Source organism: Saccharothrix sp. HUAS TT1 (genome assembly GCF_040744945.1).
Lineage (GTDB): Bacteria > Actinomycetota > Actinomycetes > Mycobacteriales > Pseudonocardiaceae > Actinosynnema.
The window spans coordinates 528,261-549,161 of record NZ_CP160453.1; the positions used below are offsets into that span (position 1 = coordinate 528,261).

The 20,901-nt window shown below is 72.7% G+C and carries 24 protein-coding genes; 10 read left to right on the top strand and 14 right to left on the bottom strand.

The features are described 5' to 3' along the window. Window positions 1-4: 4 nt before the first annotated feature. Both AB0F89_RS02545 and AB0F89_RS02550 read right to left on the bottom strand, forming a co-directional pair. Window positions 5-874, bottom strand: coding sequence for an alpha/beta fold hydrolase (locus AB0F89_RS02545; protein WP_367132136.1), 870 nt, complete (start codon window positions 872-874; stop codon window positions 5-7). Further along, window positions 871-1,770, bottom strand: a complete 900-nt coding sequence (locus AB0F89_RS02550; protein ID WP_367132138.1) for a diiron oxygenase — start codon at window positions 1,768-1,770, stop codon at window positions 871-873. Before AB0F89_RS02550 ends, AB0F89_RS02545 begins: the two co-directional genes overlap by 4 nt. A 65-nt stretch (window positions 1,771-1,835) precedes the next feature. Between AB0F89_RS02550 and AB0F89_RS02555 the strand changes: the two genes are divergently transcribed. Both AB0F89_RS02555 and AB0F89_RS02560 read left to right on the top strand, forming a co-directional pair. After that, window positions 1,836-2,573, top strand: a complete 738-nt coding sequence (locus AB0F89_RS02555; RefSeq protein ID WP_367132140.1) for a TetR/AcrR family transcriptional regulator — start codon at window positions 1,836-1,838, stop codon at window positions 2,571-2,573. Continuing rightward, window positions 2,573-2,875, top strand: a complete 303-nt coding sequence (locus AB0F89_RS02560; RefSeq protein WP_367132142.1) for a DUF4873 domain-containing protein — start codon at window positions 2,573-2,575, stop codon at window positions 2,873-2,875. The genes AB0F89_RS02555 and AB0F89_RS02560 overlap by 1 nt, the downstream gene beginning before the upstream one ends. An 81-nt stretch (window positions 2,876-2,956) precedes the next feature. Here AB0F89_RS02560 and AB0F89_RS02565 read toward each other — a convergent pair whose 3' ends face one another. Both AB0F89_RS02565 and AB0F89_RS02570 read right to left on the bottom strand, forming a co-directional pair. After that, entirely contained in the window at window positions 2,957-3,187 is a 231-nt protein-coding gene (locus tag AB0F89_RS02565; protein ID WP_367132144.1) for a DUF3107 domain-containing protein, read from the bottom strand. A 41-nt stretch (window positions 3,188-3,228) separates the two neighbouring features. Continuing rightward, complete coding sequence (locus AB0F89_RS02570; protein ID WP_367132146.1) at window positions 3,229-3,927, bottom strand: ferritin-like fold-containing protein; 699 nt, start codon at window positions 3,925-3,927, stop codon at window positions 3,229-3,231. Between the two features lie 353 nt (window positions 3,928-4,280). Between AB0F89_RS02570 and AB0F89_RS02575 the strand changes: the two genes are divergently transcribed. The 4 genes from AB0F89_RS02575 (at window position 4,281) to AB0F89_RS02590 (ending at window position 8,971) form a co-directional block, all read left to right on the top strand. Next, window positions 4,281-5,939, top strand: a complete 1,659-nt coding sequence (locus AB0F89_RS02575) for a DEAD/DEAH box helicase (RefSeq protein WP_367132148.1) — start codon at window positions 4,281-4,283, stop codon at window positions 5,937-5,939. Between the two features lie 164 nt (window positions 5,940-6,103). Next, the gene (locus tag AB0F89_RS02580) at window positions 6,104-7,423 is read left to right on the top strand and encodes a PQQ-binding-like beta-propeller repeat protein (RefSeq protein ID WP_367132150.1); all 1,320 of its coding nucleotides are present in this window, start codon (window positions 6,104-6,106) and stop codon (window positions 7,421-7,423) included. Between the two features lie 42 nt (window positions 7,424-7,465). Continuing rightward, a complete protein-coding gene (locus AB0F89_RS02585; protein ID WP_367132152.1) occupies window positions 7,466-8,338 on the top strand; it encodes an alpha/beta fold hydrolase in 873 nt (290 codons plus the stop codon). A 159-nt stretch (window positions 8,339-8,497) separates the two neighbouring features. Then, window positions 8,498-8,971, top strand: a complete 474-nt coding sequence (locus AB0F89_RS02590; protein WP_367132154.1) for an RICIN domain-containing protein — start codon at window positions 8,498-8,500, stop codon at window positions 8,969-8,971. A 60-nt stretch (window positions 8,972-9,031) separates the two neighbouring features. Here AB0F89_RS02590 and AB0F89_RS02595 read toward each other — a convergent pair whose 3' ends face one another. The 5 genes from AB0F89_RS02595 to AB0F89_RS02615 form a co-directional block, all read right to left on the bottom strand. Beyond that, window positions 9,032-9,334 (bottom strand): hypothetical protein, encoded by a 303-nt coding sequence (locus AB0F89_RS02595; RefSeq protein WP_367132156.1) that lies wholly within the window; start codon window positions 9,332-9,334, stop codon window positions 9,032-9,034. Window positions 9,335-9,344: 10 nt separating this feature from the next. Further along, window positions 9,345-10,184 carry a RecB family exonuclease gene (locus AB0F89_RS02600; RefSeq protein ID WP_367132158.1) on the bottom strand — a complete coding sequence of 280 codons (840 nt, stop codon included), beginning with the start codon at window positions 10,182-10,184 and terminating at the stop codon, window positions 9,345-9,347. A gap of 169 nt (window positions 10,185-10,353) precedes the next feature. Beyond that, on the bottom strand, window positions 10,354-11,211 hold the full coding sequence (locus AB0F89_RS02605) for a PHP domain-containing protein (RefSeq protein ID WP_367132160.1): 858 nt from the start codon (window positions 11,209-11,211) through the stop codon (window positions 10,354-10,356). Window positions 11,212-11,225: 14 nt separating this feature from the next. After that, entirely contained in the window at window positions 11,226-11,786 is a 561-nt protein-coding gene (locus AB0F89_RS02610; RefSeq protein WP_367132162.1) for a PH domain-containing protein, read from the bottom strand. A 37-nt stretch (window positions 11,787-11,823) separates the two neighbouring features. Further along, window positions 11,824-11,982 (bottom strand): hypothetical protein, encoded by a 159-nt coding sequence (locus AB0F89_RS02615; protein WP_367132164.1) that lies wholly within the window; start codon window positions 11,980-11,982, stop codon window positions 11,824-11,826. 143 nt (window positions 11,983-12,125) lie between these two features. Between AB0F89_RS02615 and AB0F89_RS02620 the strand changes: the two genes are divergently transcribed. Further along, window positions 12,126-12,539 (top strand): NUDIX hydrolase, encoded by a 414-nt coding sequence (locus AB0F89_RS02620; protein WP_367132166.1) that lies wholly within the window; start codon window positions 12,126-12,128, stop codon window positions 12,537-12,539. A 14-nt stretch (window positions 12,540-12,553) separates the two neighbouring features. Here the strand turns inward: AB0F89_RS02620 and AB0F89_RS02625 are convergent, their stop codons facing one another. Then, window positions 12,554-13,639: a DUF2332 domain-containing protein gene (locus AB0F89_RS02625; RefSeq protein WP_367132168.1), complete on the bottom strand. Its 1,086-nt coding sequence runs from the start codon at window positions 13,637-13,639 to the stop codon at window positions 12,554-12,556. Window positions 13,640-13,742: 103 nt separating this feature from the next. Continuing rightward, complete coding sequence (locus AB0F89_RS02630; RefSeq protein ID WP_367132170.1) at window positions 13,743-14,249, bottom strand: MaoC family dehydratase; 507 nt, start codon at window positions 14,247-14,249, stop codon at window positions 13,743-13,745. 296 nt (window positions 14,250-14,545) lie between these two features. Here AB0F89_RS02630 and corA point away from each other — a divergent pair, with 296 nt between their 5' ends. After that, complete coding sequence (gene corA / locus AB0F89_RS02635; protein WP_367132172.1) at window positions 14,546-15,622, top strand: magnesium/cobalt transporter CorA; 1,077 nt, start codon at window positions 14,546-14,548, stop codon at window positions 15,620-15,622. Between the two features lie 136 nt (window positions 15,623-15,758). On the opposite strand, the gene AB0F89_RS02640 is transcribed toward corA, so the two are convergent. Then, a complete protein-coding gene (locus AB0F89_RS02640; protein WP_367132174.1) occupies window positions 15,759-16,844 on the bottom strand; it encodes a DUF2332 domain-containing protein in 1,086 nt (361 codons plus the stop codon). 105 nt (window positions 16,845-16,949) lie between these two features. Here AB0F89_RS02640 and AB0F89_RS02645 point away from each other — a divergent pair, with 105 nt between their 5' ends. Both AB0F89_RS02645 and AB0F89_RS02650 read left to right on the top strand, forming a co-directional pair. Next, entirely contained in the window at window positions 16,950-17,606 is a 657-nt protein-coding gene (locus AB0F89_RS02645; protein WP_367132176.1) for a metallophosphoesterase, read from the top strand. An 11-nt stretch (window positions 17,607-17,617) separates the two neighbouring features. Beyond that, entirely contained in the window at window positions 17,618-18,457 is an 840-nt protein-coding gene (locus AB0F89_RS02650) for a chromosome partitioning protein ParB (protein ID WP_367132178.1), read from the top strand. Between the two features lie 214 nt (window positions 18,458-18,671). On the opposite strand, the gene AB0F89_RS02655 is transcribed toward AB0F89_RS02650, so the two are convergent. Both AB0F89_RS02655 and AB0F89_RS02660 read right to left on the bottom strand, forming a co-directional pair. Continuing rightward, window positions 18,672-19,643, bottom strand: coding sequence for a hypothetical protein (locus tag AB0F89_RS02655; protein ID WP_367132180.1), 972 nt, complete (start codon window positions 19,641-19,643; stop codon window positions 18,672-18,674). Between the two features lie 234 nt (window positions 19,644-19,877). Beyond that, window positions 19,878-20,765 (bottom strand): SDR family NAD(P)-dependent oxidoreductase, encoded by an 888-nt coding sequence (locus AB0F89_RS02660; protein ID WP_367132182.1) that lies wholly within the window; start codon window positions 20,763-20,765, stop codon window positions 19,878-19,880. Window positions 20,766-20,901: the final 136 nt, after the last annotated feature.

The following is a 20,901-nucleotide window of genomic DNA, read 5'->3' on the forward strand; positions in this document are numbered from 1 at the left end:
GTGCTCACAGCAACGCGGTTACTCTTGCTGTGACCTCGTCCGCCCTCTCCAAGGGCAGCATGTGGCCGGCGCCCAGATAGGTGACCAGCTCGGCGTGCGGCAGCTCGTCGGCCAGCACGCGGGCGTGCCGGAGCGGGGTGAGGCGGTCCTGCGCGCCCGCCAGCACCACCGCCGGGACGCCCGCGAACTCCGCCAGCGCCTTCCGCCGGTCGTGCTCGTCCAGCGAGTCGCGGAACCCGACCATGCTGACCGGGTGGCACCGGCCGACCATGGCGGCGGTCAGGGCCACGTGCCGCCACGACGCCCGCCTGCCGAACAGCAGCCACCGCAGCCCCGGCCGGGCCGCGCCGGTGCGCTTCAGCAGCTCGGCCCGGCGCAACCGGGCGATCCGGCGGTTCACCGCCTTCTCCCCCAGCACGAACGCCCGGCCGACCGCGCCGGGCAGCCCCAGCGTCGACCCCGCGAGTTCACCCGATGAGGTGGCGACCAGGACCACCCCGGCGACGCGGTCGAGCAGCGGGGGGTGCTGCTCGGCCAGCGCCATGACCGTCATGCCGCCCATCGAGTGCCCGACCAGCACGACCCGCCCGGTCGGGGCCCTGGCCGCGAGCAGTTCGGCCAGGTCGTCGGCGCACCGCGCGATGGTGGCGGTCCCGACCGGCGCGGGGTCGGAGCGGCCGTGGCCGCGGTGGTCGTACCGCAGCACGCGGCCCGGCAGCCCGGCCGCCACCGCGTCCCACGACGTGTGGTCCAACGTCCAGCCGTGCAGCAGCACGGTGGTCACCCCGGCGTCCCGCGGGCCCTCGTCCACGACGTGCAGCGCCGTGCCGTCGGACGTCACGAACCGCTGGTCGACCTGCGCGGGGGCGCTCATCCGAGCAGGAAGGACCGGCGCCACGCCCGCATGCCGGGCTTGCCGACCAGGCCGACCTCGTCCAGGAACTTCATGATCCGCTCGCCGGACCAGCGGATGCTCTCCTGCCAGTGCGGGTTGCCCAGCGCGGCCTTGTGCGCCTGCTCCTTGTCCAGCCCGACGGCCGCGTACACCTCGGGGTTGATCAACGACCGGGTGATGAACATGGACGTGGTCGCGATCAGCCACCGCTGGTAGGGCAGCTCCTTCTTCGTCAGCTTCTCCATGCCCCGGACGACCTCCTCCCGGGCGAACCGCACGTGCCGCGCCTCTTCGAGCACGTGGATCCGGTTGACCATGCGCACCAGCGGCTGCACGGTCTCGTCGGCCATCGTCTCGCGCTGCAACCGGTCCAGGACCTCCTCGGCGACCAGGATCGACCCGTACAGGGCGGGCCCGTAACCGACCACCGGGAGCAGCTTGCCCAGCTGGTAGGTGTGCTGCCGGGGCCCGTAGGGCGGGCAGCCGATGGCCTCGACCATGCGCGCGAACATCGTGGAGTGCCGGCACTCGTCGGCGACCTCGGTCAGCGCGTACTGGGCGTGCTTGGTGGTCGGATCGGTCCGGTAGACCTCCTTGAGCAGCATCTGCATCAGCAGGATCTCGAACCACAGCCCGACGCTGGCCACGCTGGCGACCTCGTGCCGGGACAGGTCGATGCGCTGCTCGGGGCTCATCCGGTCCCACAGCTCGGTGCCGTAGAGCGAGCACCGGTGCTCGGGGGTGTACCGGAGGCCGTCCACCAGCGGCGCGGACCAGTCGATGTCGACCTCGGGGTCGTAGAACTTGTCGGCCGAGGAGTTGAGCAGCCGTTCGGCGGTCTTCTCGCGGTCCGCGACCTTCAGAGTCCTCGTCATCGGGGTCCCTCCCCAGCGGTTATCTGTTACTTGAGGTAACGGTTACTTCTGGTAGCGTGCGTCACATGGCTCGAACTGTCAAGGGCGGGACGGACGCGCGCCGGGAGCGCTGGAAGGGGCACCGCGAGGCGCGGCGCGCCGAGTTCGTGGAGGCCACCGTCCGCGCCGTCGCCAAGCACGGCCCGGACGTGGGCATGGACGAGATCGCCGCCGAGGCGGGCGTCAGCAAGCCGGTGCTCTACCGGCACTTCGCCGACAAGTCGGACCTGTACCTGGCCGTCGGCCAGCGCGGCACCGAGATGCTGATGGACCGGATGGGCCCCGCGATCGGCCACGACGACGGCTCGATCCGCACCCGGATCAAGCGGATCGTGGACGCCTACCTGTCGGTGATCGAGGAGCACCCGAACCTGTACCGGTTCGTGGTGCGCAAGTCGTTCGCCGACCGGCCGGTCGAGCAGGACGTGGTGACCGAGGACAAGCAGCTGATCGCGGCGGCCCTGGCCCGGCTGCTCGGCGACTACCTGCGCGCGTTCGGGATGGACTCCGGCGGCGCCGAGCCGTGGGCGCACGCGCTGGTCGGCATGGTGCAGAACGCGGGTGACTGGTGGCTGGACCGGCAGTCGATGTCGCGGGCGAGCCTGAGCGACTACCTGACCACGATCATCTGGCACGCCATCGACGGCCTGCTCCGCTCCGCGGGCGTGGAACTCGACCCGGACGCGCCGCTGACCACCGGGTTGCCCGCCGGGCAGCCGCACGAGGGACCCCGGCTGCGGGTCGTCGACGTCGAGGAGGCGTGATGTCCGAGGAGCACGAGCACGACGAGGAGGGCTACACCGGCGAGGCCGTGCTGGTGTTCGACGAGCGCGAGGTGCCGGTGAGCGTGCAGCTGCGCGGCTACTTCCAGCCCATCGACGGCCGCTACCACTGGTACGGCCGGGTCGGCGCGAACGAGCAGGTCACCGAGCTGGTGGAGGGCGGTGCGCGGACCGCGCTGCTGCGCACGCCGGACGGCTCGGCGACCGGCTCGCTGACCGACCCCGACCCGTGGCGGCGCTACCGGGTGGCGGGCACCTCCACCCCGCCGTTCGCGGTCGGCTGACGCGGACGGGAACGCGGAAGGGGCGCCCGAACGGGCGCCCCTTCCCGTGCCCGGCCACCCGGACCCGAAGTCTCGCGCCGCTCAGCCGCCGGAGATGAAGCCGACCCGGCGGGAATCGCTCGGACCGATCTCCACGTAGGCGATGCGCGCCGCGGGCACCACGTAGCGGGCGCCCTTCTGGTCGACCAGCACGAGCTGCCCGGTGCCCGCCTTCAGCGCGTCCGCGACCTGCGCCTCGACCTCTTCGGGGGTGAGCCCGCTGGACACCACGAGCTCCCGCGGGCTGTCCGCGATCCCGACCCTGACCTCCACGCTGACCTCCGTGCGGCGTTGATGGCTTTCGAACACCAACCCTAGCCGAGCCCGAGCGCCGTCATGCGTCGCGTGTGGCTCTGCTGCAGCCGCCGGAACAGCGCCGCGATGCCCGCCAGGTCGCCCGAGCCGCGCACGATCAGCTCCGCGAGCCCGTCCCGCTCCGCCACCACGTACTGGGCCTGCGTCAATGCCTCGCCGAGCAGCCGGCGGCCCCAGAGCGTGAGCCGGTCGCGCAGCGTCGGGTCGTCCTCGCAGGCGGCCCGGACTTCGCGCTCGGCGAACGCCGAGTGGCCCGTGTCGGCCAGCACGGCGAGCACCAGCTCGCCGGTCGGCTCGTCCAGCCACCCGGCGACCTCGCGGTAGAAGTCGGCCGCCAGCGCGTCGCCCACGTAGGCCTTCACCAGCGACTCCAGCCACGAGCGCGGCGCGGTCGAGGCGTGGAAGGCGTCGAAGCCCGCGGCGAAGGGCCGCATGGCCTCCTCCAGCGAGTGGCCGCGCTCGGCCAGGTACCGGTCCAGCAGCGCGTAGTGGCCGATCTCGGCCGCCGCCATCCGCGACAACGCGGCCCGCCCGGCCAGCGTGGGCGCGGTCCGGGCGTCCTCGGCCAGGCGGTCGAACGCCGACAGCTCGCCGTACGCGAGGGCGCCGAGCAGGTCGACGACCCCCTCCGCCACCTGGCCCCCGTCACCCACCGCAACCGCCTGACCCGCCGCTCGCTCCACACCAGGGTCGCTCATGGCGGCGAGCCTAGTCGGGTGTCCTTCGCGACACCCACGCACGTGAAACCGCACCTTGCGACGCGAACCAGCCCGATCGGCCTAGTCGGCGGGTAGACTGGGCAGACGACGCCCGGCGCGGCGCGGCCCAGTGGGGGCTCGCAGCGGTGCCGAAGGCTGAACTGCGGCGGCACCGTGCCGCCAGGAGAGGGTGCGCGCACACACCTCGCTGGCCCTCCCGCGACCCGCCCGGCCCCTTCCCGGTGGCCCGAGCCGGCGGTGACGCGGTCGAGCGGCCCGTACAGGCCGTGCGCGCTGGTACGAGAGAGGCGATCACCCTGACCGCGACAAACGAACAGAACCACGCAGACCCGGTGGCCTTGGAGCACAGCGAGGCGGGCGTGCCCGCCGAGGACACCTCCCACCCCCTGGTGGCCGACGCCCCGGTCAAGCCCGACTCGCCCGCGTTCGGCGAGCTGGGCGTGCGCGACGAGATCGTGCGCGCGCTCGCCGAGGCGGGCATCCACCGGACGTTCGCCATCCAGGAGCTGACCCTGCCGCTGGCGCTGGCCGGCAGCGACGTCATCGGCCAGGCTCGCACGGGCACCGGCAAGACGCTCGGGTTCGGCATCCCGCTGCTCCAGCGGATCACCGTTCCGGGTGACGGCACGCCGCAGGCGCTCGTCGTCGTGCCGACCCGCGAGCTGTGCCTGCAGGTCACCCACGACCTGACCGACGCGGCCAAGCACCTGGGCGTGCGGGTGCTGGCCATCTACGGCGGCCGGCCCTACGAGCCGCAGATCGCGGCGCTGCGCAAGGGCGTCGACGTGGTCGTCGGCACCCCCGGCCGGCTGCTCGACCTGGCCGAGCAGCGGCACCTGGTGCTGGGCAAGGTGCGCGGGCTGGTGCTGGACGAGGCCGACGAGATGCTGGACCTGGGCTTCCTGCCCGACATCGAGCGCATCCTGCGGATGGTGCCCGACGAGCGGCAGACCATGCTGTTCTCGGCGACCATGCCCGGCCCGATCATCACGCTGGCCCGCACGTTCCTCAACCAGCCCACGCACGTGCGGGCCGAGGAGAACGACGCCGGCGCGATCCACGAGCGCACCGAGCAGTTCGTCTACCGCGCGCACGCGCTGGACAAGTCCGAGCTGCTGGCGCGGGCGCTGCAGTCCCGCGAGCGCGGCCTGTCCATGGTGTTCACCCGGACCAAGCGCACCGCCCAGAAGGTGGCCGACGAGCTGGTCGAGCGCGGTTTCGCCGCGGCGGCCGTGCACGGCGACCTGGGGCAGGGCGCGCGCGAGCAGGCGCTGCGGGCGTTCCGCTCGGGCAAGATCGACGTGCTGGTGGCCACCGACGTGGCGGCCCGCGGCATCGACGTCGAGGGCGTCACGCACGTGATCAACTACCAGTGCCCCGAGGACGAGAAGACCTACGTGCACCGCATCGGCCGCACGGGTCGCGCGGGGCGCACGGGTGTCGCGGTCACGCTGGTGGACTGGGACGAGATGCCGCGCTGGAAGATGATCAGCGACGCGCTCGACCTGGGCAAGCCGGAGCCGGTGGAGACGTACTCGACGTCGGACCACCTGTTCGCGGAGCTGGACATCCCGGCGGGTTCGACCGGACGGCTGCCGCTCGGCCTGCGCACCCGCGCGGGGCTGGACGCCGAGCCCGAGGAGAACCTGAAGGGCGAGAAGAAGACCCGCAAGCGCCGCCGCGGCGGTCGTTCCGGCGGCGAGGCGGCCCCGGCCACCGAGTCCGGCTCGGGCTCGACGGCGGGCAGCGGCACCACCGGCTCCGGCTCGGGCGAGGAAGGCGGCACCCGTCCGCGTCGTCGCCGTCGCAGCCGCGGCGGGGTGGCGGCCGGCGAGGGCGGTGCGACGGCCGAAGCGTCGGCCGAGGTCACTGCGGGCGCGCCGGCGGAGTCGGCCGCGTCCGGTGCGGCGGGCGAGGGCGAGCGCCCGCGCAGGCGTCGTCGCCGGCGCACCGGAGGCGAGGCGGGCGAGGCCGCGCCGACGGCCGAGTAGGGCAGGATCGTGGTGGGCAGCGCGCATCCGGGCGCTGCCCGGCGCGACGCGCTCGCCGAGCCGCCGCACGCGGGAACGGTCGGGTGCCGCCGCCTCACACCGACCTCGTCCCGGTGGTGGCAGCATGTCGCCAGACGAGATCACCGACCATCGGGAGCCGGGCAGTGGGCCAGCCGGAGCAGGCGGAGTCGAACGGGCAGGTCGTGCTGGACGGGGAAGACGTCCTGGCCGAGCCCGTCGAGCCGCGGGACGAGGACACCCCCGAACGGCTGCCGGCCCGGTCGTGGCGCACCAGGGGCGACTTCATCGGCCTGGCCCTGGTCGTGGTCGGCGTGCTGGTCGCGACCCTCACCGTGTGGCTGACCAGCGACGCCCGCAACACCGTCAGCCAGACCGGCCCGTCCGCGATCACCCCGCTCCAACCGGTCACCGCCATGCCGCCGACGCTGGCCGAGAGCTGGCGCGCCCCCAGCGGCGCGACGCCGGTCCCGGTGAACCTCGACTCGGTCGTGGTCACCGGTGACGGCGGCGAGGTCGTCGGCCGCGACGCGCTGAGCGGCGACGTCCGCTGGCGCTACGCCCGCGACTGGCCGCTGTGCACCGTCACCACGGCTTGGGGCCGGGTGTTCGCGGTGCACCGCAAGGACACCAACTGCTCCGAGGTCACCACCCTCGAAACCGGTTCCGGCAAGCGCGGCCCGCAGCGCAACGGCGACGCCGAGCTGGGCGCCCGGCTGCTGAACGAGGGCTCGCACGTGCTCACCACCGGCGGGAGCTACGTCGAGGTCTACCGCCGCGACGACCTGGTCCGCTCGATGGAGTACGGCGCGCTGCGCGCCATCGTGAACCCGGGCAAGCAGCCGCGCACCGGCTGCACGTACCACTCGTTCGCGGTCACCGGCGGCAAGGTCGCGCTGATCGAGCGCTGCCCCGCGCAGGACCCGTCCGACCGCCTCACGATCCTCAAGCCGAACCCGGAGAAGTCGGACGAGCCGCAGGTCATCACCACCGTGCTGACCGGCGAGACCGGCGCGCGGGTGATCGCGGTGACGGCGAACCGGGTCGCGCTGGCCGTGCCCGGCCGGATCGTGGTGTTCGACTCCGAGACCGGCAGCTCGATCGGGACCTACCCGGTCGACGTCACCGCCGACGAGCTGGCGGGCGATCCGCCCGGTCGGGTGGCGTCGACCTTCACCAGCACCGCGAACACCTACTGGTTCACCGGGTCGAAGACGGTGGCGCTGTCGCTGAACGACCTGAACCCGCTGTGGACCGCCGACGACACCCTCGGCGCGGGCACCACGCTCGCCGGTCGGCTGTTGCTGCCGGTCCAGGGCGCGTTGGCGGTGCTCGACCAGGTCACCGGCGAGGAGGTCGGCCGGGTGCCGGTCGACCGCGGCGACCACACCGGCCCGATCGAGATGGCCACCGAGGGACCCGTGGTGCTGGAGCAGCGCGGCGGCACGCTCGTCGCACTGCGGTAACGCGCCACGCGCCCAGCCGGCCGGTGCGGCAGACTGCCAGGCGTGCACTCGCAGTTCAGCCCGCACCGCGGCCAACGCGTGGACCTGCCCGGCAGGCACGGCCCGATCGCGGCGCTGCGCGCGCCCGCCGCCGGCCGCGACCTCGGCGCCACCGCCCTCCTGCTGCCCGGCTACACCGGGTCCAAGGAGGACTTCGCGCCGCTGCTCGACCCGATCGCCGACGCCGGCGTCGAGGCCGTCGCGGTCGACCTGCCCGGCCAGTACGAGTCGGTCGGCCCGGTGCCGGAGTCGGACTACCGGCCCGAGGCGTTGGGCGCGGTGGTGGCCGAGCTGGTCGCGAAGCTGGCCGCCGAGGGCAGGCGCGTGCTGCTGCTCGGCCACTCGTACGGCGGGCTCGTGGCCCGCGGCGCGGTGCTGGCGGGCGCGCCGGTGGCCGGGTTGACGCTGATGGCGTCCGGGCCGTCGGAGCTGCCGCCGGGCGCGCGGCGCACCGCTCTGGAGTACGGCGAGGTGGTGCTGCGCGAGCAGGGCGTCGAGGCGGCGCAGGAGGTCAACGAGACGCGGTACGCGCTCGACCCGGCGTGGCGGGCGGTGCCGCAGCGGTTGAAGGACTTCTACCGGGAGCGGTTCGTCCGCTCGTCGCCCGCCGGGCTGCTCGGCATGGGCGAGGCGCTGCGCACCGAGCCGGACCTGGTCGCCAAGCTGGCCCGCGCCACGCGGTCGGCGCGCGTCCCGTGCCTGGTGGTGTGCGGCGAGCTGGACGACGCCTGGTCGGCGGCGAGCCAGCGGGACATGGCCGAGCGCCTGGACGCCGACTTCGCCGTGCTGCCCGGTGCCGTGCACAGCCCGAACACCGAGGCGCCGGACGCCCTGCTGGCCACGCTCCTGCCGACCTGGCGGGCCTGGCTCTCCTGACCCCGCTGCGACCGGTGCGGGCTCGCCGAGCGTGACGACTGCCGGCCGCGCTGCGCCGGAGGTGTCGTTCACCGCCACCAGGGGTGTTCCGCCGCCCGAACGCCGCTCGGACACCCTGCCGTCGCCCTAACGTGGGTGCCCTCGACAGGGGAGGTTCGAATGACGTTCCGACGTGCGTTGACCGCCGTCGTCGTGGCCGCTTCGGCGCTGTCGGTCGCGCCGGCGGCCGACGCCCGAGAGGCTGCCGCTCCGGAAACGGTGATCAGGATCGACAGCGTGGCCGAGCCGGGCACGGTGTGGAAGCAGTCCGACCAGGCCGGCGCGCCGGTCATCGCGCGGCCCTTCAGCGGGAGCGCGAACGAGGGGTGGGTGGTCGTCGACTACGGCGCCATCAGGGAGCAGGGGCAAGGGCTCTGCGCGACCGCGGAGGGGGGCAAGGTCGTCGGCAGGGCGTGCGTCGGCGTCCCCGCCCAGAGGTGGAAGGTCTCGTTCCTGAGCAGCGGCACGGTCGTGGTGTTCCAGAACCTCGCGACGGCCGCCTGCGTCGAGCACGACGGCGCCGGGCGACCGCTGCTCCTCGCGAACTGCAACGTGAACCTGAGCGCTCAGCGCTGGCGCGTTCCCGCCTTCTGACGGGCCGACGCGGCCCGTCGGCCGGGCGGGTCCCGGCCGACGGGCCCGGTCAGCGCGGGATCAGGCCCACCAGAAGAACCACAGCGTCAACACCGCCAGCAGCACGACCACCAGGCCGCACACCCCGACCGCCCAGCCCTTGCGGCGGTCGGCGACGACCTGCGCCACCACCGCGGCCACGGCCGCGCCGACGTGGCCCGCCACCACGTCCAGCCCGGGGCCGGGCAGGTCCTGGCTGCCCGCGTAGACCTGCACGCCGATCAAGGCCAACGCCAGCAGCACCAGGCCGACGGCGAGGGCGCCGCTGACGCCGCGCCACAGCCTCGCCAGGCGTGGTTCGGGGCCGCTGTCCACCATCGTCACGCGGCCAACTCTACGGCGCGAGCAACGCCCACGGGTCGAGCGTCGGCGCCGCCTGCTGCCCTTCGGGGCAGGAGCGGCGGAAGTCACACCAGGTGCACTGCCTGCCGGTGCGCGGCGGGAACAGGATCTCCCGGTCGCCGCCCGCGTCGAGGGTGTCGGTGGCCAGCCGCAGCTCGTCCGCCGCCTCCTCGGCCCGGGTCACGTGCCGGCCCAGGCTCTCCTCGGTGTGCTCCCAGACCGCGACCGTGCCGGTCGGCAGGTGGTGCAGCTCCACCCGGTGGCACGGCTTGCGCAACGTGCGCCGGGCGGCCAGCGCGTACAGCGCCAACGCCTGCGAGCCGCGCGCGTCGTCCACCGTCAGCGCGTGCCGGCCGGTCTTGTAGTCGACGATCACCAGCTCGCCGTCGCGCAGGTCGATCCGGTCCACCCGGCCCTCGGCGACGATCTTCGAGGTGGGCGTGGACACCCAGCGCTCGATGCCGACCGGCTCGATCGAGGTGTCGAGGTCGGTGACGTAGTCGCGCACCCACCCGACCGCCCGGTCCCGGTACCCGGCGGCCTGCTCGGCGTCCCGGAAGCCGTCGTTCTTCCACTGCCGGTGCAGCAGCGCCACCGCCTGCTCCGGGGTGCGGCGCTGGGCGGGCAGGTCGAACAGCGCCTTGAGCGCGTTGTGCACCACCGCGCCGAGGGTGTTGTGCGCCCACGCCCCACCACGCGGCGGCGACGGCCGGTCGAGGTAGGCCATGCGGAAGCGACGCGGGCAGTCGGCCCACGTGGCGAGCTTCGCCGGCGTCACCCGCACCAGCTTCTTCGGCATCGCGCCGAAGTCGAACCCCAGCTGTTCCTCCACGGGGACAAGCTACCGATGACCACCGACAGTGTTGGATTGCGCCGCCTCCGGCGTCGCGGGGCGAGGTCGCCGGAAGTCGGCCGTTCGTGCCCGGTTTCCGGCGATCGAAGGGCGTGATCGCCGGAAACCGGGCACGAACGGTCGACGCGACCTCGCCCTAGCCCTAGCCCTAGCCCACCAGGATCTTGCAGCCGGTGGCCCGGTCGGCCAGGGCGTCCAGCACGTCCGGTGACGTCGTCTCGGCGCCGAGGCGCACGGTCTTGTTCGTGCCGTGGTAGTCGCTGGACCCCGTGGTCAGCAGGCCCAGCTCCCCCGCCAGCCCGCGCAGCCGCGCCCGCGTCCCCTGGTCGTGGTCGGGGTGGTCGACCTCGACGCCGGCGAGCCCCAGCCCCGCGAGGTCGGCCAGCACCCGGTCGGCGACGATCGGCCCCCGCGACACGGCGAACGGGTGCGCCAGCACCGTCACGCCGCCGGCCTCGGTGATCATCTCGATGGCCCGCTCCACCGGCGTGTCGGTCCGCGGCACGTAGTAGCGGCCGCCGGTGAGGTACCTGGCGAACGCCTCGTCGACGCTGGACACGACGCCGGCCCGCATCAGCGCCATGGCCAGGTGCGGGCGTCCGGCGGGCGCGTCGGCCGGCATGGACGCCATCATCTCGTCCGGGTCGACGGGGAAGCCGTCGGCGACCATCCGCTCGGCCATCCGGCGCAGCCGCTGGCGTCGTTCGAGCCGCAGCCGCAGCTGCTCCTCGACCAGCGCGGGCGAGGTGTGGTCGTACAGGTAGGCGAGCAGGTGGACGGTGATGACCCGGCCCCGGCCGTCGTCGGAGGCACAGGACAGCTCGGCGCCGCGCACCAGCTTCAGGCCGGGGGGCAGCGCGTTGGCCGCCTCCGCCCAGCCCGCGGCGGTGTCGTGGTCGGTGAGCGCGACCGCGCTCAAGCCGGTGGCGGCCGCGGCCGCCACCAACTCCGCGGGCGTGTCGGTGCCGTCGGACTCGGTCGAGTGGGTGTGCAGGTCGATGCGCACCCGACCAGTCTGAACTACGGCACCATCTTCTTGCCGCGCGCCGCCCGCTGGGCCTTGATCATCGAGAAGCGCTCCGCCTGTGCCTTCTTGTCGCCGAAGGTCAACTCCGAGATGGCGTCGTAGACCTCCTCGGGGTTGGGCAGGTACTCGATCCGGTTCAGGGCCTGGATCTGACCGGCCGACTCGACCACGAGCGTCCCGAAGCCGAACATGCGCCCGAGCACCGTCCGCTCGTAGGTGAGGTCGGTGACCTTGCTGATCGGCATCATGGCGACCTTGGTCTCGAAGACCCCCGAGGAGATCATGAACCTCTTGTCGGTGACGACGATCCGCTCCACCCACCACTCCATGACGAAGTAGGCCAGCCTGAGCAGCACGAACAGCGCGGCGTACCAGAGGATGTTCTGGATGATCGTCGCGTTGTCGGGCAGCAGGTACGAGATCATCATCGCGCCGGCGAGCAGCGCCGCCGCCTCGAGGAGATCCCAGAGCAGACTGCTCCAGTGCCTGCGGACCCGGATGACCCGACGCTCCGTGGGGAGCAGGTACTCGTCGGGGTCCCGTGGTGCGAACATGCCTTCGACCTCTCGCCGTGGGGGAGGACCGGGCGACTCAGAACAATTGTTGCACGAAGGTGATGAGCGCCTCAGCTGCTTCCCGGAGGGTGCCCAGGATGTTCTGCACCAGCTGAGCCGCGTTCTGCGGCTCGGCGATGAGGAAGAACAGGACCAAGCCGACCCCGGCGAAAGTGAGAATCTTCTTCAGATTCACGGTGATCAACCCCGTTCGCTACCCGCACCCGTTTGGCGCCAGTGAAAACCGTTGTACCGCACTCCGCGACACGTCGGGAGATTTGTACCGCACTTGGGTCAGCGATCAGCACCGCCAACCCGGGGTCACTACACTGAGTAACTGTGACGGCCGAACGTGAGCCCCGGATCCGCTGTGTCGGGGGCATCGTGCACGACCCCGACGGACGACTATTACTCGTTAGACGACGCAATCCCCCAGGTGAGGGACTGTGGTCGTTACCGGGTGGCCGAGTTGAGCCCGGAGAGGATGACGAGACCGCAATAGTGCGGGAACTTTTCGAAGAAACGGGACTCTCCGTGACCGTCGGAGCGTTGATCGGGACCGTCACCAGGCCGGCGCCGCGGGGTCTCTACGAGATCCACGACTACGCCTGCCAGGTGCGATCGGGGGTGCTCCGGGCGGGCGACGACGCTTCGGACACGCGCTGGGCCGACGCTGCGATCTTGGCCACACTTCCACTGGTCGAGATGCTGCACGACACCCTGCGGGACTGGGACCAGCTCCCCCGCCGCTGATCGACTTCGCCCGATCAGGCGAGCCAGGTGAGCCGCTGGCCGTGCGGGGCGGTCTTCGCCAGCGCCCGCGCGGACCGCACCTCGCCGTCCTCGACCCGGACCAGGCCCACCACGCCGAACGCCGGCTCGTCCGGTCCGGGCCGCAGGTCCTCCCGCCCCGGCAGCACGTGCGCCAGCCCCGCCGCGTACCCCTCGTGGCTGAGCCACCACGCCGGCCGGCCGAGGTCGCGCAGCGCGCGCACGAACTCCTCCCCCGGCAGGTACGCCAGCACGCTGCTGGTCAGGACCACCAGCGGCAGCTCGGCGGGCACCCGGTCGGCGGCCCGCCGCAGGTCCGCCACCGCGTCGCCGACCACGAACTCCGGCGGCGACTTGCGCTGCACGGTCGCCGCCACGCCGAACAGCCGCAGCCGCTCCGGCTGGTCGGCCCAGACGCACGCCTCCAGCCAGGCGTAGGTGTCCTCGTCGGTCAGGTCGGCGGGCGCCCGGTCCAGCCCGACCTTGGCCGCGACCTTCACCGACTTGGGGATCTTCGGCAGCTCCGCGCCCGGCTCCAGCTCCAGCGCGCAGTGCAGGCCGAGCGCCGCCTTGGCCGGTCCGGCGGCCAGCTGCCCGACCTGCTGGGTCTGGTAGCGGTAGGCGTACTGGTCGAGGTTGAGCAGCAACCCGGCCGAGCAGCCGACCTCCAGCAGCCCCACCGGTCCCTTGACCTGCGCCAGCGCCGGGTACAGCAGGGTGGCGCGGCGCACCTCGTTGGTCTGCGTGGTGCGGGTCGAGACCAGCTCGCGCACCCGGTCGGCGCGGTCGAGCACGAACCGCCGGAACAGCGGCCACGTGTTGTCGTCCGCGCCGTACGTGCCGCCGAGGGACGGGTAGTAGTGCGACAGCTCGTGGAACGGCTCGGCCTGCACCAGCCGGTGCGCCGCCGCCAGGAACAGGGTCGCGTGCGCGAACCGCTCCGGGGCGGCGGTCAGCAGCCCGGCGACCTCCGGATCGTCGGCGGCGTGCGCGGCCAGGTGCTCGTAGAGCGGTGAGACGCCGTGCGCCTCCCGCCGCGCGAACGAGGCCAGTCGTTGCCGCACCAGGTCCAGCGGGGTCACGTCGCTCCTCCGTCGTGTCGATCTCCTGGCCCGGCCGACTCGCGCCGGGCCAGGAGACTCGCGCCAGGTCGCCGGCTCAGCCGGCTCGCGCCAGATTGCCGGCTCAGCCGGTGGAAGGCTCGGGCCTGCCCGGCTGCTCGCCGCCGCGCGCCTCGCCGTAGGAGCGCTTGGGCACCATGACCTTGCGGCGGAACACGCAGACGACCGTTCCATCCTGTTTGTACCCGCGGGTCTCGACGTGGACCACACCGCGGTCGTCCTTGGACTTGGAGGGGGTCTTGGCCAGCACCTCGGTCTCACCGTAGATGGTGTCGCCGTGGAAGGTCGGCTTGACGTGCTTGAGCGATTCGACCTCCAGGTTCGCGATGGCCTTGCCCGACACGTCGGGCACCGACATGCCCAGCAGCAGCGAGTAGACGTAGTTGCCCACGACGACGTTCTTGCCGAACTCGGTGGTCTCCGCGGCGAAGTGCGCGTCCAGGTGCAGCGGGTGGTGGTTCATCGTGAGCAGGCAGAACAGGTGGTCGTCGTACTCGGTGACCGTCTTCCCGGGCCAGTGCTTGTAGACCGCGCCGACCTCGAACTCCTCGTAGTAACGCCCGAACTGCACCGCACGCCTCCGTTGGCCGGCAACTGGTCGTCGGCCGCCGCGGTCGAGGACCGCGGCGGCCGGGACGACAGTGTGAGCACCGGGGGAGTACCCTCGGCAACTGGTCTGTGAGCGACTACACCGCTGCGGCCGCCAACCCGAGGAGGTGAGGACTACCGATGAGTAACGACCCCCATCCTGCGAGTACCTCGCGCGTCCTCATCGGGGAGCCGGCTTTCCACAGCTAGGCCCAGCGGTACCGGTCGGGGACGTGCCGTCGTCGTTCGTCGAGTCGACGCTCCCCCACTGGAGGACCCGTGCCCAGCTTGCCCTCGCTCGGCGGCCTGAGAGGCCGTGCGCCGGACCGTCCCCGCGTGCCCATCCCCGTGCCGCTGTCGGCGTACGTCGTGGACTGCGGCGTGTACGTCGACGGCGCGCGCCTGCCCGGCCGCTGGTCGCACGTCGACGCGGTCGAGGAGGTGCGCAAGCGCGGCGACGGGTTCGTCTGGATCGGGCTGCACGAGCCGGACGAGGAGCAGATCCAGGGCGTCGCGGAGACGTTCGGGCTGCACGAGCTGGCCGTCGAGGACGCCGTGCACGCGCACCAGCGGCCCAAGCTGGAGCGCTACGACAACATGCTGTTCATGGTCCTCAAGACCGTGCGCTACATCCAGAACTCCTCGCCGGACACGGCCAACGAGATCGTCGAGAGCGGCGAGATCATGGTGTTCCTGGGCCGCGACTTCGTGGTGACGGTCCGGCACGGCAACCACTCGGGGCTGGCCGCGGTGCGGCGCGAGCTGGAGGAGGAGCCGGAGCGGCTGCGGCACGGCCCGGCCGCGGTGCTGTACTCGATCGCCGACCACGTGGTGGACAACTACCTCGACGTGACCGACCACATCGAGGACGACATCGACCAGATGGAGGCGCTGGTCTTCCAGCCGCGCAGCCGGGTCAGCGCCGACCAGATCTACCTGATGAAGCGCGAGGTGCTGGAGCTGCGCCGGGCGGTGATGCCGCTGGCGGTGCCGCTGCGGCGGTTGGCGGAGGGCTACACGCCGCTGATCCCCGAGCAGGTGCGCTCGTACTTCCGCGACGTCGACGACCACCTCACCGAGGTGTCCGAGCGCGTGATCAACTTCGACGAGCTGCTGACCACGCTGGTCAACGCGGTGCTGGCGAAGATCACGCTCCAGCAGAACTCGGACATGCGCAAGCTCGCCGCCTGGGTGGCGATCATCTCCGTGCCGACGATGGTGGTCGGCGTGTACGGCATGAACTTCGACCACATGCCGGAGACGAGCTGGAAGTACGGCTACCCCATGGTGATCGCGGTGATCCTGGTGGTCTGCCTGACGCTGTACCGAATATTCCGTCGCAACCAGTGGCTCTGAGGTCCGCCCACCACCTGCCCCCTCCTGCGACGGGATGATCCGACATGACCAGAATGCTCACCAACCTGCGGTTCTGGGTGCTCACGTTCCTGCTCGGCTGGCTCGCCACGGTGACCCTGCTGATCGCCACCGGCCACTAGGACCACGGCCGGGTGTCCCACGTGAACGGGACGCCGTGGCCGCCGCCCGTGCCCAGGCACAGCGAGACGCCGGCCGGCCAGAGCTTGAGCAGCAGCCGGAACTCGTACCGCTCCCCCGCCGACGCGCGCCGCGGCTCGTAGACCAGCAGCGCCAGCGGGGCCATCGGGGTGGCGCGGGCGGCGGCGTCGGCGAGGACGGCGCGGCCCGCGGCGCGGTCGGCCGGTGACGCGTACTGCCAGACCACCGAGTGCCAGACGACGGTCAGCACGTCGCGCTCCGGTCGGGCCAGCTGCTCGGCCAGCCACTCCGGGCCGGTGGCCCGCCGCACCGGCACCGGGTCGAGCCTGGCCAGGTCGACGGCGGCCTGGAGGCGGCGGAAGCGGGGCAGCTGGTCGGCCCACACGAACGACGACAGGTGCAGCCGGCCGTCCTCTGTGGACACGTCGACCGGTTCGAGGTCGCAGCCGGCCCGCCCGACCAGGCGCAGGGCGTGCCGCGGGTCGACCGGTGGCCGGCCGGTCCAGCCGGGGTCGAGGGTGAACGGGCTGCCCGGGTCGCCGAACGTGGCGCCGTCGACCCGGTAGGCGATCCGGTGCGGCCGCAGGTTCAGCCCGCCGGACGCGCCGACCTCCAGCAGCCGGACCGGGAACGCGGCGCGCCGGCCGACCGCTCCCGCGGCCAGGTGGGTCGCGGTCTGGAGGCCGCCGAACAGGGGCGCGCTGCGGCCCGGCTCGTTGGTCTGCACGACGGTGGACGAGACCAGGGCGCGCAGCTCCTCGGCCTGCTCGTGCAGCACGGCCAGCGCGTCGCCCCACAGGGTGTCGAGGTCGGGCTCGCCGCCCGCGGTCGGGTAGTGCGCGGCCAGCGCGGGCGCGCGGCCCTCCAGCACCAGCCGGTGCAGCGCGCCGGCGAACCGCAGGCCGGGCACCGTGCCGCGGCGGTCGCACTCGGCGCCCGCCATGACCCGCGCGGTGACGCCGCCGCGGGCCAGGTCGGCCGCGGCCGACACCAGCAGCGCGTGGGTCAGCGGGCTGTGCGGCAGGCAGGAGCGGGACGCGTCGAGGAACAGCTCGGCGAGCACCCCGTGACGCTAACCCGGTTTTCCACGCCGAGCGCCGGGACGACGCCGGTTTCACCCTTTCACCGACGAGGTGTCGCCGACGGTGGCAGCGCCTAGGCTCGGTGGATGCCGAAGGTGCTCGCGGTGGCGGACGAGGTCGTCGAGCGGCTGTGGACCGAGCAGGTGCGCCGGCACGACGTGGACCTCGTCGTCGCGGCGGGCGACCTGCCGTTCGACTACCTGGAGTTCCTGGCGGACGCGCTGGACCGGCCGTGCGTGTTCGTGCCGGGCAACCACGACGCCGACCTGACCGGGTACGCCGACGTCCGCGGCCTGTGGACGCGGGCGGGTCTGCCGGCGAGCTGGCCGGGTCCGGTGGGCGGGGTGAACGCGGACCTGCGGGTGGTCGACGTCGCCGGGTTGCGGATCGCGGGCCTGGGCGGGTCGATCCGGTACAGCGGCGGGCCGAACCAGTGGACCGAGCGGGAGCAGGCGCGGCGGTTGCGACGGGTGCTGCGGACGGCCCGGTGGCGGCGGTGGCGCGACGGGCGCGGGGTGGACGTGCTGCTCACCCACTCGCCGCCGCTGGGGTGCGGTGACGAGCCGGACCCGCCGCACCGCGGGTTCGCGTGCCTGCGCGACGCGGTGGCGCGGTTGCGGCCGCCGTTGATGCTGCACGGGCACATCCACCCGCACGGGGCGGTGAAGGAGGACCGGGTGCTCGGCTCGACCCGCGTGGTGAACGTGGTCGGTTACAAGGTGCTGGACATCCCGGCGGGCTGAGGAGGAGTGCCGTGCCACGTGACACCGGTTTCCCGCGGGCCGACGCGGAGAACGACTTCCTGCGCGCTCGGCGGCGCCAGGTGCTGTCGCGGTTGGCCGCCTGGCTGCGGCGCGAGCCGGACGACGTGAACATCATGCTGCCGTTCCACGAGGTGGTGGAGGCGCTGGGGATGGTCGGCGAGCGGCGGCTGGGGCTCCAGGTGGTCCGGTTGGACTCGGTCGTCGGCAGCGTGGACCGGACCCGCGACTTCGACCGGCGGTTCCGGCCGACGTCGGTCCGGGTGCGGGAGCGGTGGCAGCGGCTGGCGCTGGCGCAGCGGCGCGGCGAGGCGGTGCCGCCCATCGAGGTGTACCGGGTCGGTGACCTGCACTTCGTCCAGGACGGTCACCACCGGGTGTCGGTGGCGCACGCGTTGGGGTTGGAGGTGATCGACGCGTACGTGACGGAGGTGGTGACGCGGGTGGCCGCGCACGGCATCCGGCACCGGGGTGACTTGATCGTGAAGGACTACCGGCGGCTGTTCCTGGAGCGGGTGCCGCTGGGTGGGCAGGCGCGGGCGGCTGTGCTGTTGTCGGATCCGTGGGACTACGCCGAGTTGGGTGAGCACGTGGAGGCGTGGGGCTTTCGGTTGATGCAGGACGAGGGTGCGTTCCTGGACCGGGTCGCGGTCGCCGGGAGGTGGTTCGAGGAGGAGTACCAGCCGGTGGTGGGGATGCTGCGGCAGGCCGACCTGGTCGGCGACCGCACCGAGACCGAGGCGTACCTGTGGGTCGCGGGCGAGCGGTACCGGTTGATCCGCACGCACCGGTGGGACCAGGACGTGATCTCCACGCTCCGAACGCAACGCTAGCGCCTCTAGCACTGCCAAAATTTCTAGCGGCGCTAGAGGCGCAGGTAGCGCCGACCTCATGTGGCGCGGGTGGCCGGCGGTTCGGGTGGCGCCGGCGAGGTAGGACCGGGCGGGTGGCGCGGGGCAGCGCTGGTGTTGGCGAGGGGCCGTACCGGCGGAGAGGCGGCGCGGGTGGTGCTGGCGGGGCTGGGTGGTGATGGGGCAGTAGGCGGGGTTAGCGCTGTTCTTCCAGCTTCGGTATCGGGCGGGCGCGGTCCATCACTCGGTCGGTGTAGCTGTCGAGCAGGCGTGTGGCGACCTGCTGGCCGTAGCCGAGGATCACTGCCCACAGCAGTAGCGCCGCCTGCGAAGCCACGCCGATCAGGCCCGTCGTCACGCCGGCGCCGAGGGCCAGGATGCCGACCACCGCCAGCGCCGCGCCGAGCAGCACCTTGATCATCGCCTGGTAACCGACCATCACGTACGGCGAGAGGCTGGGGCGTCTTCGCAGCAGCAGCACGACGGCCGACAGCACCGCGCCGAACGCCCCGAACAACTGGACCAGCCACACGTCCGGACCGGCCGCGGTCTTGCCCGCCGGGCACACCGTCGGCAGCTTCTCGGCGCTGACGCACATCGGGATCAGGCCCGGTTCGAGCAGGCCGATGACGCCCAGCGCGGTGTTCACCGCGAACAGCACCACCGACGTCGCGATCAGCTTGTTGCGCAGCGCCCGCGACCCGGCGTGGGCGAAGTCGGACGCGTCGAACGCCGCCCGCAGCGCGTCGACCACCAGCTCCCGCTCCACCGCCAGCGGGAGCTCGCCGGGACGCAGCTCCTCCAGCGCGACGCGGCGCGGGTCGTCCTCGTCCAGGTTCTCGGCGACCCTGGCCCTCAGGCCCGGCAACCTGCCGAGGAACCCGCTGCCCGCGGCCACCACGGCGATCTCGGCCTCGTGCAGCGATCGCCAGGCGCGCTCGATGTGCCACCCCGACCACCAGGACGCCACCGTCCGCCACCGCGACTCGGCGCGCGTGATCATGTCCTCGACCACGGCGGCCTCCTGCTCGGCCGCCGCCCGCCACTGCCGGCTCTCCGGGTCGAGCGGATCGGGTGGGCCGAGCGCGGCCAGGTCGGCGCGGACCCGGTCCAGGCGCGACTGCACGACCAGCCGCCAGTCGGTGACCCGGGGGGTGCGCGCGCCCATGACCAGCATCGTGACAGGCACGTCCGACGGTCAGGCGATCACCCGAAGGGGTGGTCAGGCGGAAAAGGACGGTTGAGCCCCCGGCAAACAGGTGAACCTCGCACACGAGCGGGGAAGCGCCGGCTCGGAAGGCACTTCCCCCGCTCGACTTACCGGCTCCGGCCCAGGCGTCAGGCTCCGGCCCAGGCGTCAGGCCCAGGCGTCAGGCCCAGGCTCCGGCGTCAGACCCAGGCGTCAGGCCGAACGGCTCGGCTCGACCAGTTCCCGCAGCCGCGGGGGCATCCGCTTCTCCAGGCCGAACGGCTCCAGGTGGGCCTGCAGGACGCCGTCGAACGCGCGCTTCACCGAGGTGGTGTCCCAGGTGTCGCTCTCCAGGATCGGCTGCTTGAAGTACGGGTGGCCGACCAGGTGCAGCTGCCTGCCGTTGCACCGGACGATCTGCCCGGTGATGCCGTCGGCCGCGTCGCTGAGCAGGAACAGCACGAGCGGCGCGACCTTGCCGGGGGTGCGGTCGGCGGGGATGGCCCGCAGCGAGCGCTCCGACTTCCACACCATCCGGGTGTGCGCGACCGGGCAGACGGCGTTGACCCGGACGTTGTCCCCTTCCAGGTCCAGCGCCCACGACGAGCTGAGCGAGGCCACCGCGCCCTTGGTCGCGGCGTAGGCGGCCAGTTTGCGCTGCCCCAGGAACGCTCCTGAAGAAATGTTCACGATCGAGCCGGAACCCTGCTCGCGCATCACGCGCATCGCCGCCATTCCGGTGAACATGACGCCCAGCAGGTTCACCTCGACGATCCGCCGGATGGATTCCGGCTCGTCCGCCCACGGCAGCGCCTCGTAGTTGAGCCCCGCGTTGTTGACCAGGCCGTCGACCCGGCCGAACTCGGTCACGCACATTCCCACGATCTTCTCGGCCTCGCTGGGGTCGGCGACCGTGTGCGTGCTCGCCACCGCCCGCCCGCCGTACCCCCGGATGTGCTCCGCGACCTGTTCTGCCTGGTCAGCGTCTACGTCGTTGACCACGACCGCCGCACCGGCCTGTGCCGCGTGCATCGCGTAGGCCTCGCCCAACCCTCGTCCCGCCCCGGTGATCACGACCGCTTTGCCGTCAAGAATCCCCATCTCGCGCTCTTCTCTGTGCTCGGCGGACTCCCCTGCCCCGGCGCTTTCCGGCCGGAGTCGTTTCCGCCTGCGACCCAGGGTGGGGAACCGGGGCAACGGCGGCGCGACAATTGCGACGAGATGTCCGTTTGCTGCG

Bases quoted from the DNA above. Each gene is read 5' to 3' on its own strand.
- AB0F89_RS02545 (WP_367132136.1), bottom strand. From the start codon at position 874: ATGAGCGCCCCCGCGCAGGTCGACCAGCGGTTCGTGACGTCCGACGGC.
- AB0F89_RS02550 (WP_367132138.1), bottom strand. From the start codon at position 1,770: ATGACGAGGACTCTGAAGGTCGCGGACCGCGAGAAGACCGCCGAACGG.
- AB0F89_RS02555 (WP_367132140.1), top strand. From the start codon at position 1,836: ATGGCTCGAACTGTCAAGGGCGGGACGGACGCGCGCCGGGAGCGCTGG.
- AB0F89_RS02560 (WP_367132142.1), top strand. From the start codon at position 2,573: ATGTCCGAGGAGCACGAGCACGACGAGGAGGGCTACACCGGCGAGGCC.
- AB0F89_RS02570 (WP_367132146.1), bottom strand. From the start codon at position 3,927: ATGAGCGACCCTGGTGTGGAGCGAGCGGCGGGTCAGGCGGTTGCGGTG.
- AB0F89_RS02590 (WP_367132154.1), top strand. From the start codon at position 8,498: ATGACGTTCCGACGTGCGTTGACCGCCGTCGTCGTGGCCGCTTCGGCG.
- AB0F89_RS02610 (WP_367132162.1), bottom strand. From the start codon at position 11,786: ATGTTCGCACCACGGGACCCCGACGAGTACCTGCTCCCCACGGAGCGT.
- AB0F89_RS02645 (WP_367132176.1), top strand. From the start codon at position 16,950: ATGCCGAAGGTGCTCGCGGTGGCGGACGAGGTCGTCGAGCGGCTGTGG.
- AB0F89_RS02655 (WP_367132180.1), bottom strand. From the start codon at position 19,643: ATGGGCGCGCGCACCCCCCGGGTCACCGACTGGCGGCTGGTCGTGCAG.
- AB0F89_RS02660 (WP_367132182.1), bottom strand. From the start codon at position 20,765: ATGGGGATTCTTGACGGCAAAGCGGTCGTGATCACCGGGGCGGGACGA.